This window comes from Acinetobacter sp. YH12069 (assembly GCF_013419675.1).
GTDB lineage: Bacteria > Pseudomonadota > Gammaproteobacteria > Pseudomonadales > Moraxellaceae > Acinetobacter > Acinetobacter amyesii.
Window position 1 is genome coordinate 39,329 of record NZ_VOZS01000004.1, and the last position, 13,071, is coordinate 52,399.

The following is a 13,071-nucleotide window of genomic DNA, read 5'->3' on the forward strand; positions in this document are numbered from 1 at the left end:
AGAAAATCATCATACAAATCAAGCATCGTGAAAATGCAACGTAGAAATATCTTGCAGAATAAGGAAGATAACAATGCAAAATGTACAGGGAAACACAGCTCCACCAGCTAAGTCCTCGCATCGTTTAGCGGGTATTTCCAGTATGGTGGGTACAACCATCGAATGGTATGACTTTTTTATCTATGGTGCTGCCGCAGCACTCATTTTCAATCGACTTTTTTTCCCAAATCTTGATCCCTTAACTGGCGTGTTGGCTGCATTTGCAACCTATGCTGTAGGCTTTATTGGTCGACCACTCGGTGGAATAGTTTTTGGTCATTTTGGCGATAAAGTTGGTCGTAAATCAATGTTATTGGTCACATTAATGTTGATGGGTATTCCAACGGTGATGATTGGGTTGTTACCGACATTTGAAACCATTGGTTATTGGGCAACGGTCTGTTTAATTATATTAAGATTTATACAGGGCATGGCCATGGGTGGAGAATGGGGCGGAGCAGTCCTCATGGCGGTAGAGCATGCGCCAGCGGGTAAAAAAGGCTTTTGGGGAAGTTTACCGCAAGCCAGTACAGGTGGTGGTTTATTGCTCGCTTCGGTAGCTTTAGGCTTAGTCTCAATGTTGCCTGAAGAAGCACTATTTAGCTGGGGTTGGCGTCTGCCATTTTTAGCCAGCATTATTTTACTGGCTGTAGGTTGGTATATTCGAGTGAAAGTGCCTGAGTCACCAGACTTTGAAAAAGTTAAAGCTCAAACCGAAACAATTAAAGTTCCAGCAAAACAAGTGTTTAAAAATCATCCTAAGCAGTTGATTACGATTATTTTATCTCGAGCTGCTGAAAATGCTTGGTTCTATTTAGCATCGACATTTGCTTTAGCCTATACTACCACACAGCTGAATATTCCTAGACAAGACATTTTGTTTGCAACGATTTGTGGTGCTGCAGTCATCATGGTTATTACGCCAATTTTTGGGCATTTGTCTGATAAAGTTGGGCAAAAAAACATGTTTAGATTTGGTTTATGCGTATTGGCTATATACAGCTATCCATTTTTTGCGATGTTAAATACCAAGGATCCTGTATTGGTTTGGACGGCCATTGTGATTGGTATTGGTGTAGTTTTTCCTTTGATGTATGCACCGCAGTCACAGTTATTTTCACGCCAATTTCCAGCAGAAATACGTTATAGCGGTATTTCAATCTCAGTTCAATTTGCAGGCGTGCTAGGTGGCGGTTTAGCACCATTAATCGCGACGAAATTGCTAAGTATTGGTGATGGAAGCCCAAATTTAATTATTGCCTATATTTCAGGCTTTGCAGTGATTGCGATTATTGCATCTTCATTTTTAAAGCCGGATCAAATAGAGCAAAAGACAAAAGCATTTAGCAGTGAAGAAATCTTCCTAAATTAACAATCAGGAAAACAGAAGACTGATTTAAATATAGAAATACATGTGAACAGCCATAGCAACAATTGTTATGGCTTTTTTCTTGTCTGAGGATTGTAGCAGGACAAATAATATTGTCAGTATTATACTTGTTATTCCTAAGTAGAAATGTCCTACCTAATAACCAAATAGAAATGTCCTATATGGACAATTCCAAGTCAAGCACAGGATTTAGATTTCGTTCTTTGATTGCTATTTTCTGTGCACGTCTGCTTGGCATCTTTTGAGAACGATTGCGTTTGTTTTGTTGTTCCAGTTCTTCATGCTGTTGTTGGATATGATTCAGAACAGCACCCAACCGTTTATTCTCAACAATCTCTCGCTGATTCAGCTGACTTAATTTATCGAAGAGGCTGTAATTGATCTTTCGGCCATCATGCATGAGGGCTACAGTACCATCCGGGTATTCCAGGAACTCAAGATACTTACCGATCAACCTTTGATTTTCTTCGGTGTTTTCCAGGAGATATACGCATTTATCATAAGTAATCGTCAGGCTATTCGTGACTCTGCGGGGTTCACGCCAAGTAAAAATATCATCTAATTCTTCGGCTGTTTCAGTGATAGGCCGATGTAGATCCTTAGGATTAAAAGCCATCTTGGCGAACTTCTGATTGAACTGCTCAATGAAGCAGGGTAGCCAGGCATTAGCTTGCTCAATCGAGCTGATACCTTCCAGACGCATCTCCTTGATCAGACGGTCCTGAAGGGTTCTGTTGGCACGTTCCACACGGCCTTTGGCCTGTGGTGAATTGGCGAAGATGATATCGATATTCAGGGTACTGAGTACGCGTCCAAACTGGGTAATCTTGGTGTCTTTCTTGCTGCTTTGATTCACCCTGAAGACTGAATGTTTGTCGCTGTAAAATGCCAACGGCTTACCATGCTGCTCAACATACAAGCGTGTTGAAATCATATAATCAAAGGCTGATTCTGATTCACAGAAGCGTAAATGCTGCAATTTTCCTGTAGCATCATCGATAAACACCAGCAGACAGCATTTAGCAGCGCGTCCTTCAAACCAGTCATGATATGAGCCATCAATTTGGATCAGTTCACCAAAGCAATCCCGGTTGTAACGAGGCTGATACGGGCGTTTCAGGCGCTTGGATCGAGGAATCCATAAGTCAGCTGCAATCATCCAGGAACGCAGGGTTTCTACTGAAAGATCGAATCCATGTACGGTGGTGAGCTTTTCATGCGCTAAAGTGGGTCCGAAACCATGGAGTTGGTCAGAAACAATATTGAGGCACTTGAGTCTGAGTTCTTCAGGAAGTTTGGAATTGCTGATTTGGCCACGACCGGCATGGGCTAATGCAGCGGGACCTTGAGCTTTGTATTTCTGCAGTAAGCGTCTGATCTGACGTTCTGAAATATGAAGTAGCTGAGCAGCCTGGGATTGAGTTATGCGTTGATCGCAGATTTCCTGCAAGACCGACAATCGTTTAAGTTCTTTATCCGACATAGACACCAACATATCAAACCGTCCGCTAACGAAATTGCAAAAGTGCATATTCTAAAAGCGGACATTTTTACTTTGGAGAAACCGGACATTTCTATTTTGGAGTTACATTTTTGACTTCGCATAACGTGTATTATGTTAATTTTAGAAATAAGTCACCTATAAATTTTGCTTTTATATAAACGACTAAATTAGGTCTATTAGTAATACTCCCTAATAATTCATAATCATAATTCGTCTTTTTAATAGATACATTTAAAGTTTCATTTATAGCTTTTTCTATACTATTATCATGTTGTTTTATAATAACTTTCGATTTTTGATTAATGATTTCACCTTGAAAGGAAAATGCATAGTTTCCACCATTTATTATATTATTTTGTACTACAAAAACTCCATTACCAAAATCATTAAAATTATCTTGAAATTCAAGGAAGTAAATACCATCTCGCATTCTTAAAATACCAGTTCAACAAAGTGAGTGTTTTATATATTTTACGCCAATTTCAACTTTAAATAAGCTTTTAGTTGTTCAAACAAATTGAGCTACCTCTCCTGTAATACAAACATTAGCATTTCATAGTAGTTAACCTTTATTTAACATAAAATCTCTTATATGAAATTTAGAACTTATCCCTTAAAAAGATCATTAAAAAGCTCTTTATCTTTCTGTCTATTTTCTTCTGTCTTACTTTCCGCACTTAAAAACTGCTCAAAATCAGCCCATTGATGTTTAAAAGATTCATCATTCTTAAATTTATTCAAAACCCAAGCGCCAAGCAAAATTTTCCGTCTAGTTTCATTTTTCCGTTCTTGAGCTTTGGCTTCACTTAAAAGTTTTTGCTGCTTAAGTTTAAGCTCATTCTGTTTCTGTTTTGCCTGTTCTAAGATCTGCTCTTGTTCTTTTTTCAAATACTCAATTTGCTCTTGTAGAGATAACTTCTTCTGCTGTGCTTTAGTGAGCTTCTTTAAAACTGCATCTTTCTTTTCTTGAATATCTGACATAGTATTAAACCGTGATGATCAATAATCAAACATCATCATAGAGTCAAAAAACAAAGCGAGCAATATCAAACGTAGCGAAGCGGAGTTTTCCCGGAATGAAATGAAGGGCGCACTTACCCACTTTTATCATTTCATTCAAAAGTGGACGTTGCGACAGGGGAAACCCCTGTACCCCATGACCTCGCTTTAGCATGGTCAGCAACTTTTTCAAAGTTGCAAAAATCAAAACCACGGTATGCAGAAATTTAGGTTTTTAAAGTGGCAATTTTTCATTTGAATGAAAGCAACATCTCACGAAGTGACGGACGTTCAGCCGTTGCTTGTGCTGCTTATCGTGCCTGTGAAAAATTAGAGGATCTGACTTTTGGAAAGACTCAGGACTACACTAAAAAAAAGGGACTTGAATACAAAAATATTTATGCACCAGAACATACCAATACAAAACTTTTAGACCGTCAAACACTTTGGAATACAGTAGAAAAAAAAGAATTCAATGCCAATGGCTCAATGAAAGCCAATGCACGACTCGCCAAAGAATATATCTGTGCTTTACCACATGAATTAACAGATGCAGAACGCATAAAAATCGTTGATGACTTTTGCCGAGACTTTGTGAACAAGCACAATGTTATTGTCGATGCCTGCATCCATGCACCACATGAACATAACGATGAAACCAATAATAAAAACTATCACGTACACATGATGTTCACGACCAGACTCATCAATGAAAAAGGCGAATTAGGAAAGAAACAAAGAATCTTCAACGACCATGGTCCCGAGATCCTGAAGGACAGCCGAGCAACTTTTGCCAATGTTGTAAACACAGTATTGGAAAATGCCGGACTAGACGAACGCATCGACCACCGGAGTTACAAGGATCAGGGCTTAGACTTTCTTGAACCCACTCATCATGAAGGGCATGAAGCTACAGCACTTCGCAGACAATATGATGAGGAACAAAAAAGACCGCTTGACGAACGTAACACTGAAATTGTGCTACCAAGAATTGCACTTGAAAATGAAGCCATCAAAGCCAAAAATTTAGATGCTGCACGAGAATACCAACAGATCATCAAGGGCCTTGATCAAGAAATTATTGTTCCAAGTCGATTAGAAGATCAGATTACCCAACTAGAGAACGAACTTCAGTTAACCGAAGCAGAAGAAAAAGAGCTTTTAGCAGAATTAGAACATCTCAACCTAGAAGAAGAACGCCTGCAAGAACAACAGGTTCAACAGATTGACAACGCATATGATGACTTCATTCGTTGCCAGGATATTTATGCAGAATTTGCTAGTCAGTTTTACACCATTCAAAGCAATGCTGCTAATAATCAAAAACAGATTGAATCAAATCTCACCAAGACAAAACGATGGTTAGCAGAAAACAAAAGCGATTTTTACCTACGTAACGATAATTTGTTTTATGACTCTTACCATCATACTTACAGAGATATAAAAAAACCTGATTTTTATGCGACTGAAAAATCAGTAGAACAGGCAAAAAATGAGAACTGGAGAGAATACGCAACCGAGGTCGAACAACTTGCTAAAGAATACGATATTGAGAATGTCGTCAAACGCTTAGGCCAATGCTCAGAGATACTGGAAAATAATGGGATTGAACGACCAACGATAAAACCCACTTTCTGGCAAAAGCTAAAACGAGAGTACGTTCACTCTTTCGATACCCTGCATGATTTTAATGATGATATGAAACCTATCCTTGTCGAAAAACGGGCAGATGATCTCAAAATTGAACAAGAAAGAATGCAGCAAGTACGCCAAGCGGAAGTGGATCGCCAACGAAAAATTGAAAATGATCGCAGAGAAAGTGAATTTAGAGAGCAATTACGTAAAGAACGAGAGCAAAGAGAACAACGCTATGAACAAGATAGACGCGAACGAGAACATTTGGCATTTCTAAGACGGCAAGAATTGGAAAAACAGCAAAAAAATGAGCCTAAAAAACCAGAAAATGAAAATAAAAACGATTACCGACCTTGGTGAATGCTGTTTAAACGCAAAAAAATAGGGTTTTTAGCGATGTTTTGCTAAACCACAGTAGATTTATAGTTGAGTTAAGAAAAAACTCTTAAATCGCAAATGAGAGCATTTAGCGAGTGTCTACGAGCGAACTACAGGGATCTAAATTTTTTCACTTGTTTTTCCCTGATTACAGGCTCCCCTGTGTATCAAGAACTCAGAATCAGAGCATCCCGAATGGGTGCGAACTGATTACGGTGGCTTTATGTCGAGCGAAGCGAGTGAAAAAGTTCTATGAGCGAAGCGAATTCCTAGTTGCTTTTCTTTTTTAAAAAGTCACGAAATTTTAAGCCAAAAATTGCCCCTACGAACTGAGCGAAAGCGAAGTTCAATAGAGTTTGAGCGTAGCGAAAACCAAGGGCAATTTTTCATTCCCTGGGCTTTTAATTATTTTTAAAGTTTTTAAATGCTTTTAGGTAAGCTGAAAGCCTTGTAAATAAAGGCTTCTAGACTTCATATGACTACGTTTACCTACCAATATGACTACGTTTACCTACCAATATGACTACGTTTACCTACCAATATGACTACGTTTACCTACCATAAGTCTACCTTGTTTATCTTGTAGATTTAACCACGTTTACCTTGCATTAATCTACAGATTTATTAATATAGACTTATATTCATAACTAATAAGATAGATAAATAAAGTGCGGGATTTAGTAGTTAAAGATAATGCATTAATTAATGCGAGTTATAACTTAGATTTAGTAGAACAGCGTTTAATCTTATTAGCTATTGTTGAAGCAAGAGATAGTGGTCGAGGCATTAATGCCAATGATCCATTAGAAGTCCATGCTGAGAGCTATGTAAATCAATTTAATGTTGCAAGACAAACAGCGTACCAAGCGTTAAAAGATGCTTGTAAAGATCTATTCGTACGCCAATTTAGCTATCAAGAAATCAATAAGAGAGGAAATGTAGAAAATGTTTTAAGCCGCTGGGTCAGCGAGATTAGATATATCGATGATGAAGCAACCGTGAAGTTAATATTTGCTCCTGCAATCGTCCCACTTATTACACGTTTAGAAGAGCAATTTACTAAATATGAATTACAACAAATTAGTAATCTCAGCAGTGCGTATGCTGTGCGGTTATATGAATTGTTAATAGCTTGGCGCAGTACAGGCCAAACTCCTATTATTGAACTAGCAGAGTTCAGGAAAAAAATAGGTGTTCTTGATGATGAATATACAAGAATGGGGAATTTCAAAGACCGAGTATTAAATTTGGCTATTGCTCAAATTAATGAACATACAGATATTAAGGTCCAATGTCAGCAACATAAAAAGGGACGTAATATTTCTGGCTTTTCATTTACCTTTAAACAGAAAAAAGTCGTTATAGCTAACAATAAAAAGCAAACTACTCTTGAGATTTTCTCAAAATTTACTGATGCGCAGCGACATTTTTTTGCTAATAAGCTATCTGAGCTTCCAGAAATGAATAAATATTCTCAAGGTACTGAAAGCTACTCGCAGTTCGCAGTTCGAATTTCTGAAATGCTAAAAGATCTACAAAAATTTGAGGAGCTACTGCCATATCTAGAGAAAGTAGGCTTTAATGCAAAATAAACTTCATGTTTAGATCGGATGTTCATATGAACATCCCTGTACACGTACTGAGGGACACCATTGAACACAACAAAATTCAGCGTTATGGACGCCAGTAAAGCCTTTAAAAAGTCTAGAACAACAATTTATGAAGCTATAAAAAATGGTGAATTATCAAGGGATAGTGATGGACTCATAGACCTATCGGAATTAATAAGAGTTTATGGAAATCCAACTGGTGTTCAGTCCAGTACACGTATTGAACAAGTCCAGAAGGATGCACCTGTACGCATACAGTCCGAAATCGAAAATGTTCTAAAAGATCAGATTACTTTACTTAAAAATCAGTTAGATTTAGCAAATCAAAGAGAAAAGTCTTTGATGCAACATATTGAAGATCTAACTCATAGAATTGAGTTTAAAGGCACCTTAGAACAGCCAAAACAAGAAAATACTAATAAGCTAAATGAATCTACTAATCTAAATATAGCAACAGATCCTCGGCCAGAGATTGAGTCGAACTATGACGCATTGACTACTCCTGGGGAAGACAACAAGCGTATACCTATTCCTAAACACGTTGAACCGGAACCTAAAAAAAGGGGATTATTGGGCCGTTTAGCTCGGGCAGTTTTTACAGATGAGTAAGGTTTTATTGTTGTTTTTAGCTAAACAAAAGTGTGGAACATTGCTTGTTTATTGAGCGTGGAACGTGAGTAATCATTAAAAAAGCCCAAGTACACATACTTGGGCTTTCAACATCAATATAAAACTATGATTTATATCGAATAAAAAACAGTATTTCGTATAACGCGTATTATGTTAATTTTAGGAGATCTATACAATTCTGTACTTTTTCACAATCATAGAAAAAGCAAATAAAATACTTATCCAAAATAAATAATCAATAAAAAAATTGAGAAAAACAAATTGATCCATGCCGATGAAAATAAATAAAGGATTGATACTTATACTTCCGACTGGAGAGGTTTCACCATCTATAAGGAACTGTAGAGGAAATCCCCCAGCTATGACTTCAACTTCTCCAAGCTTATCTACAACTATGCGGTCAACTAATATATTTTTTTGATAAAGCAAAGATACGTAGGTCAAAATAATTGCTAAGAAATTAAAATATAAAAATTTTTTCATAATTTTATCTCATATATCTATTAATTTTAACAATTTTTAATCAGAGCCTTTTGGAATAATTTGCTTTAATTTCTCTATTATGATTTTATCAAAAAATTCCTTTAATATGAAAAGATTAGAATTTATTTTATTAAGTTTACTTGCAGCCTGTAGTCCAGTTACAGAAAAAATTGAATCAAATATAGTTGTTCCACGTATTCAATATACGGGGGGAGCAGATAATGCAAGTTATAGTGAGGCTAAGCTTATTAGGGAAGGTAAATGCCTATACCTAGAACATGCTGATGGATCTAAAGTTCTGCCAATTTTTGCTACAAAAACTCTAGATTGGGATATGGAAACTAAGAGCCTAAAAGTAGATTCGGATACTTATTTTTTAGGTGATAAAGCAGCATATGGAGGCGGAGAATCCTATCCTCTAGAAAAAAATAATTATTCTTGGATAACTGAAGTAGATCCTAGCTGTGATACCTCAAAAGTTATAGTTATTAGTCGACTCATAAGACCAATTGAACAGAACTACCAAAATGAAGAATAGCCTATTTTACTGTCTTGCATTAGTTTTAATTATAGGATGCCAACCATTAGAAAAGAATGGATATATTTCTATTAAAAATTGGACCAATGCCCCAATCACAGATCTTAAAATAACTTATATCAGTGCTCAAAAAACTTATAGCTTAGGTACTCTTTATCCTTATTCGGAATATAAATACGCCATCAACTATGAGCAGCATAATGAGGATTCAATAATCTTTTCATATGTAGATAAAAGTCATAAAAAGATTAATCAAGAAGTAGCTACATATGCAGCCAAATATGATAGGAGAATTTATGAAATAATTATTCAATAGAATATAAATTTATATAGAAATTACAATTACTAATTGAACGAAAGAGCTTCTATTTGAAGTTTCAAAAACTGGAGTTTTCCACCAATCTAACCTCCATTTAACATAATGGCGGTTATACGAAACTTAGATGTAAGCCCAAAGTAGAAATGTCCGGTTTCTCCAAAGTAAAAATGTCCGCTTTTAGAATATGCACTTTTGCAATTTTCTTATGTTCTTAAAAAAAATAGTTCTAATTAGTACAATAATAACTAGTAGTCTTGCTCTTGCATATGATCCTACAACGCCTTCATATTATTTAACGAAAGAATTGTGATGTGTGCAGAATATTATGCAGACTGTATTGATGTCTATGGGTCTGCTGGTAGCGGTGGAATGTCAGAGTGTGGAAACTCTTTAAATACATGCATCACTACAGGTGATTGGAATCCACCAAATCTTCCTGTACCATCATCGGATAGATTATTAAACCTTTTTAGTTCAGAAACTAGAGAAGCTACAACAAGATATACCACGGCCTAATAAATCAGGATCTCAATGTAATATGATTGGGATCCTTACCAACATATATAGAAGAGAAAAATGGATCAATTAAAAAAAATAAATGATGATTTGTATCAAGCTGCAATATTATTAGACAGTATTCCTAGTAAGATTCAATCAGATCCATCACTAGAAAATAGAGAAAATATCTTACTGATAGGAAAAGCTCTCAGTCATATTTTTGAACTCCAAAATAATATTTATAAAATTCGCCCTGATTTAAAAAATAATAATCAGTAATAACAGTTATTTATAGTATTTTTTAAGAAAGATAGCGGCTCATTTGAGAATATAAAAGTAATATTCTATTTGTAATAGTTTCTCTGAAATTAACATAATACGGATTATACGAACTAGCCACGTAATGCAACTTGCATTACAATATTCCTATGCATTCAATAAATGGGAAAAATAATGGCTACTGTTAACTTCAGGGTCGATGAAGCCCTTAAAGAAAAATCTTATTCAGTTCTAAGAGAACAAGGTATTGCACCTACTGAGTTTTTTACAAATGTCCTTGAATACATTGCAGCGACTGGGAAACTCCCTGTACAAAAAGCCTTACTCTCAGAAGAGGATACCGAGCTATTAGCGATTGTTCGTAAACGTATTAATGATCCTAAAGAAATGTTTGAGGAAATTACTTTAGATGACTTATAAGCTTTTACGTCATAAGGACTTCACAGCTGAATGGGAAAAGCTTCCTAGTGCTATAAGAGATCAATTTAAGAAAAAACTTGCCAAGGTCATAGAGCAGCCACATATTCCAAAGAATATGCTTAGAGGTGATCTTGCAGGTTGCTACAAAATTAAATTATTAAAGGCTGGAGTCCGACTAGTTTATCAAGTTAAAGATGATCAGGTAGTTATCTTGCTCATTACGGTTGGGAAACGAGCTGACAGCATAGTTTATGACGAAGCGAAAAAGCGCATTAAAGACTAAAAATGGGAGCTTAGAGCTCCCATTTTTGTGTTATTCCTAAGTAGAAATGTCCTACCTAATAACCAAATAGAAATGTCCTATATGGACAATTCCAAGTCAAGCACAGGATTTAGATTTCGTTCTTTGATTGCTATTTTCTGTGCACGTCTGCTTGGCATCTTTTGAGAACGATTGCGTTTGTTTTGTTGTTCCAGTTCTTCATGCTGTTGTTGGATATGATTCAGAACAGCACCCAACCGTTTATTCTCAACAATCTCTCGCTGATTCAGCTGACTTAATTTATCGAAGAGGCTGTAATTGATCTTTCGGCCATCATGCATGAGGGCTACAGTACCATCCGGGTATTCCAGGAACTCAAGATACTTACCGATCAACCTTTGATTTTCTTCGGTGTTTTCCAGGAGATATACGCATTTATCATAAGTAATCGTCAGGCTATTCGTGACTCTGCGGGGTTCACGCCAAGTAAAAATATCATCTAATTCTTCGGCTGTTTCAGTGATAGGCCGATGTAGATCCTTAGGATTAAAAGCCATCTTGGCGAACTTCTGATTGAACTGCTCAATGAAGCAGGGTAGCCAGGCATTAGCTTGCTCAATCGAGCTGATACCTTCCAGACGCATCTCCTTGATCAGACGGTCCTGAAGGGTTCTGTTGGCACGTTCCACACGGCCTTTGGCCTGTGGTGAATTGGCGAAGATGATATCGATATTCAGGGTACTGAGTACGCGTCCAAACTGGGTAATCTTGGTGTCTTTCTTGCTGCTTTGATTCACCCTGAAGACTGAATGTTTGTCGCTGTAAAATGCCAACGGCTTACCATGCTGCTCAACATACAAGCGTGTTGAAATCATATAATCAAAGGCTGATTCTGATTCACAGAAGCGTAAATTCTGCAATTTTCCTGTAGCATCATCGATAAACAACAGCAGACAGCATTTAGCAGCGCGTCCTTCAAACCAGTCATTATATGAGCCATCAATTTGGATCAGTTCACCAACGCAATCCCGGTTGTAACGAGGCTGATACGGGCGTTTCAGGCGCTTGGATCGAGGAATCCATAAGTCAGCTGCAATCATCCAGGAACGCAGGGTTTCTACTGAAAGATCGAATCCATGTACGGTGGTGAGCTTTTCATGCGCTAAAGTGGGTCCGAAACCATGGAGTTGGTCAGAAACAATATTGAGGCACTTGAGTCTGAGTTCTTCAGGAAGTTTGGAATTGCTGATTTGGCCACGACCGGCATGGGCTAATGCAGCGGGACCTTGAGCTTTGTATTTCTGCAGTAAGCGTCTGATCTGACGTTCTGAAATATGAAGTAGCTGAGCAGCCTGGGATTGAGTTATGCGTTGATCGCAGATTTCCTGCAAGACCGACAATCGTTTAAGTTCTTTATCCGACATAGACACCAACATATCAAACCGTCCGCTAACGAAATTGCAAAAGTGCATATTCTAAAAGCGGACATTTTTACTTTGGAGAAACCGGACATTTCTATTTTGGAGTTACAATACTATTTCGTATAATATATATTATGTTAAATAGCATATCCAAGACTGTGGCCTACACAACGCATCCGTTGCCACAGCTCGACATCGTGAATCTGTAAAATTATCATTCACGATGCCGAGTACGCTAATGAACATAATATACGTTATGCCGAAATCAGAATCTTATCAATTGGCGAATCTGACGTTCCTGATGTTTAAATTCAAACCCTCTCATTTTTTCAACTCGCTCAGGTTATAATAATGGTCTCCCAAAATATGATTGATCTAATATGAGCACCTCCAATGACCCTTTACACGGCAAAAAACTTGCTGACATCTTGGATGAATTATTGGATTACTACGGTGGTTTTGAAGGCTTAAGCCGCAAAATTGAAATTAGATGTTTTTGCATAGATCCAAGCGTTAAATCATCACTACGATTCTTACGTACTACACCTTGGGCACGTGAAAAAGTAGAAAGCTTATATTTGTATGTCTTACGCCAAAAAGCCAAACAGAAAGCGTAACGATGAATGCCTATGCTCGAATAATTTTGTATAGCAGTTTATGGTTTAA

At 37.1% G+C, this 13,071-nt stretch carries 15 protein-coding genes; 10 read left to right on the forward strand and 5 right to left on the reverse strand.

The features are described from left to right. The first annotated feature begins 73 nt into the window (after positions 1 to 73). Complete coding sequence (locus FTU16_RS02990; RefSeq protein ID WP_180162667.1) at positions 74 to 1,411, forward strand: MFS transporter; 1,338 nt, start codon at positions 74 to 76, stop codon at positions 1,409 to 1,411. Between the two features lie 175 nt (positions 1,412 to 1,586). Here FTU16_RS02990 and FTU16_RS02995 read toward each other — a convergent pair whose 3' ends face one another. The 3 genes from FTU16_RS02995 to FTU16_RS03005 all read right to left on the reverse strand — a co-directional run bounded on the left by FTU16_RS02995 (position 1,587) and on the right by FTU16_RS03005 (position 3,914). Then, on the reverse strand, positions 1,587 to 2,912 hold the full coding sequence (locus FTU16_RS02995) for an ISNCY family transposase (protein WP_001280601.1): 1,326 nt from the start codon (positions 2,910 to 2,912) through the stop codon (positions 1,587 to 1,589). A gap of 130 nt (positions 2,913 to 3,042) precedes the next feature. After that, a complete protein-coding gene (locus FTU16_RS03000; protein ID WP_179997607.1) occupies positions 3,043 to 3,363 on the reverse strand; it encodes a GrlR family regulatory protein in 321 nt (106 codons plus the stop codon). A 176-nt stretch (positions 3,364 to 3,539) separates the two neighbouring features. Then, positions 3,540 to 3,914 (reverse strand): hypothetical protein, encoded by a 375-nt coding sequence (locus tag FTU16_RS03005; protein ID WP_086322809.1) that lies wholly within the window; start codon positions 3,912 to 3,914, stop codon positions 3,540 to 3,542. 258 nt (positions 3,915 to 4,172) lie between these two features. Between FTU16_RS03005 and mobQ the strand changes: the two genes are divergently transcribed. The 3 genes from mobQ to FTU16_RS03020 all read left to right on the forward strand — a co-directional run bounded on the left by mobQ (position 4,173) and on the right by FTU16_RS03020 (position 8,164). Further along, on the forward strand, positions 4,173 to 5,927 hold the full coding sequence (gene mobQ / locus FTU16_RS03010) for a MobQ family relaxase (protein ID WP_233945590.1): 1,755 nt from the start codon (positions 4,173 to 4,175) through the stop codon (positions 5,925 to 5,927). Positions 5,928 to 6,613: 686 nt separating this feature from the next. Further along, a complete protein-coding gene (repM, locus tag FTU16_RS03015) occupies positions 6,614 to 7,537 on the forward strand; it encodes a replication initiation protein RepM (RefSeq protein ID WP_005174434.1) in 924 nt (307 codons plus the stop codon). A 60-nt stretch (positions 7,538 to 7,597) separates the two neighbouring features. Then, positions 7,598 to 8,164, forward strand: a complete 567-nt coding sequence (locus FTU16_RS03020) for a plasmid replication DNA-binding protein (protein ID WP_233945591.1) — start codon at positions 7,598 to 7,600, stop codon at positions 8,162 to 8,164. 189 nt (positions 8,165 to 8,353) lie between these two features. Here FTU16_RS03020 and FTU16_RS03025 read toward each other — a convergent pair whose 3' ends face one another. Further along, a complete protein-coding gene (locus FTU16_RS03025; protein ID WP_005108843.1) occupies positions 8,354 to 8,668 on the reverse strand; it encodes a hypothetical protein in 315 nt (104 codons plus the stop codon). 106 nt (positions 8,669 to 8,774) lie between these two features. Here FTU16_RS03025 and FTU16_RS03030 point away from each other — a divergent pair, with 106 nt between their 5' ends. From FTU16_RS03030 to FTU16_RS03050, 5 genes are all read left to right on the forward strand, one after another. Beyond that, positions 8,775 to 9,206 carry a hypothetical protein gene (locus FTU16_RS03030; protein WP_005108844.1) on the forward strand — a complete coding sequence of 144 codons (432 nt, stop codon included), beginning with the start codon at positions 8,775 to 8,777 and terminating at the stop codon, positions 9,204 to 9,206. Next, positions 9,196 to 9,522, forward strand: coding sequence for a hypothetical protein (locus FTU16_RS03035; protein WP_005108845.1), 327 nt, complete (start codon positions 9,196 to 9,198; stop codon positions 9,520 to 9,522). The genes FTU16_RS03030 and FTU16_RS03035 overlap by 11 nt, the downstream gene beginning before the upstream one ends. Before the next feature lie 579 nt (positions 9,523 to 10,101). Beyond that, positions 10,102 to 10,302 (forward strand): hypothetical protein, encoded by a 201-nt coding sequence (locus tag FTU16_RS03040; protein WP_163146734.1) that lies wholly within the window; start codon positions 10,102 to 10,104, stop codon positions 10,300 to 10,302. 174 nt (positions 10,303 to 10,476) lie between these two features. Then, entirely contained in the window at positions 10,477 to 10,722 is a 246-nt protein-coding gene (locus FTU16_RS03045) for a type II toxin-antitoxin system RelB/DinJ family antitoxin (protein ID WP_111885987.1), read from the forward strand. Beyond that, on the forward strand, positions 10,712 to 11,005 hold the full coding sequence (locus FTU16_RS03050) for a type II toxin-antitoxin system RelE/ParE family toxin (RefSeq protein WP_074947749.1): 294 nt from the start codon (positions 10,712 to 10,714) through the stop codon (positions 11,003 to 11,005). Before FTU16_RS03045 ends, FTU16_RS03050 begins: the two co-directional genes overlap by 11 nt. 77 nt (positions 11,006 to 11,082) lie before the next feature. On the opposite strand, the gene FTU16_RS03055 is transcribed toward FTU16_RS03050, so the two are convergent. Continuing rightward, a complete protein-coding gene (locus tag FTU16_RS03055) occupies positions 11,083 to 12,408 on the reverse strand; it encodes an ISNCY family transposase (protein WP_180162668.1) in 1,326 nt (441 codons plus the stop codon). A gap of 377 nt (positions 12,409 to 12,785) precedes the next feature. On the opposite strand from FTU16_RS03055, the gene FTU16_RS03060 reads away from it, so the two are divergent. Then, a complete protein-coding gene (locus FTU16_RS03060; protein WP_078193741.1) occupies positions 12,786 to 13,022 on the forward strand; it encodes a VF530 family DNA-binding protein in 237 nt (78 codons plus the stop codon). The last annotated feature ends 49 nt before the right edge of the window (positions 13,023 to 13,071 follow it).

Excerpts from the sequence above, each read along its gene's own strand:
- FTU16_RS02990 (WP_180162667.1), top strand. The coding sequence starts at position 74 with ATGCAAAATGTACAGGGAAACACAGCTCCACCAGCTAAGTCCTCGCAT.
- FTU16_RS02995 (WP_001280601.1), bottom strand. The coding sequence starts at position 2,912 with ATGTCGGATAAAGAACTTAAACGATTGTCGGTCTTGCAGGAAATCTGC.
- FTU16_RS03000 (WP_179997607.1), bottom strand. The coding sequence starts at position 3,363 with ATGCGAGATGGTATTTACTTCCTTGAATTTCAAGATAATTTTAATGAT.
- FTU16_RS03005 (WP_086322809.1), bottom strand. The coding sequence starts at position 3,914 with ATGTCAGATATTCAAGAAAAGAAAGATGCAGTTTTAAAGAAGCTCACT.
- FTU16_RS03025 (WP_005108843.1), bottom strand. The coding sequence starts at position 8,668 with ATGAAAAAATTTTTATATTTTAATTTCTTAGCAATTATTTTGACCTAC.
- FTU16_RS03030 (WP_005108844.1), top strand. The coding sequence starts at position 8,775 with ATGAAAAGATTAGAATTTATTTTATTAAGTTTACTTGCAGCCTGTAGT.
- FTU16_RS03035 (WP_005108845.1), top strand. The coding sequence starts at position 9,196 with ATGAAGAATAGCCTATTTTACTGTCTTGCATTAGTTTTAATTATAGGA.
- FTU16_RS03040 (WP_163146734.1), top strand. The coding sequence starts at position 10,102 with ATGGATCAATTAAAAAAAATAAATGATGATTTGTATCAAGCTGCAATA.
- FTU16_RS03045 (WP_111885987.1), top strand. The coding sequence starts at position 10,477 with ATGGCTACTGTTAACTTCAGGGTCGATGAAGCCCTTAAAGAAAAATCT.
- FTU16_RS03050 (WP_074947749.1), top strand. The coding sequence starts at position 10,712 with ATGACTTATAAGCTTTTACGTCATAAGGACTTCACAGCTGAATGGGAA.
- FTU16_RS03055 (WP_180162668.1), bottom strand. The coding sequence starts at position 12,408 with ATGTCGGATAAAGAACTTAAACGATTGTCGGTCTTGCAGGAAATCTGC.
- FTU16_RS03060 (WP_078193741.1), top strand. The coding sequence starts at position 12,786 with ATGAGCACCTCCAATGACCCTTTACACGGCAAAAAACTTGCTGACATC.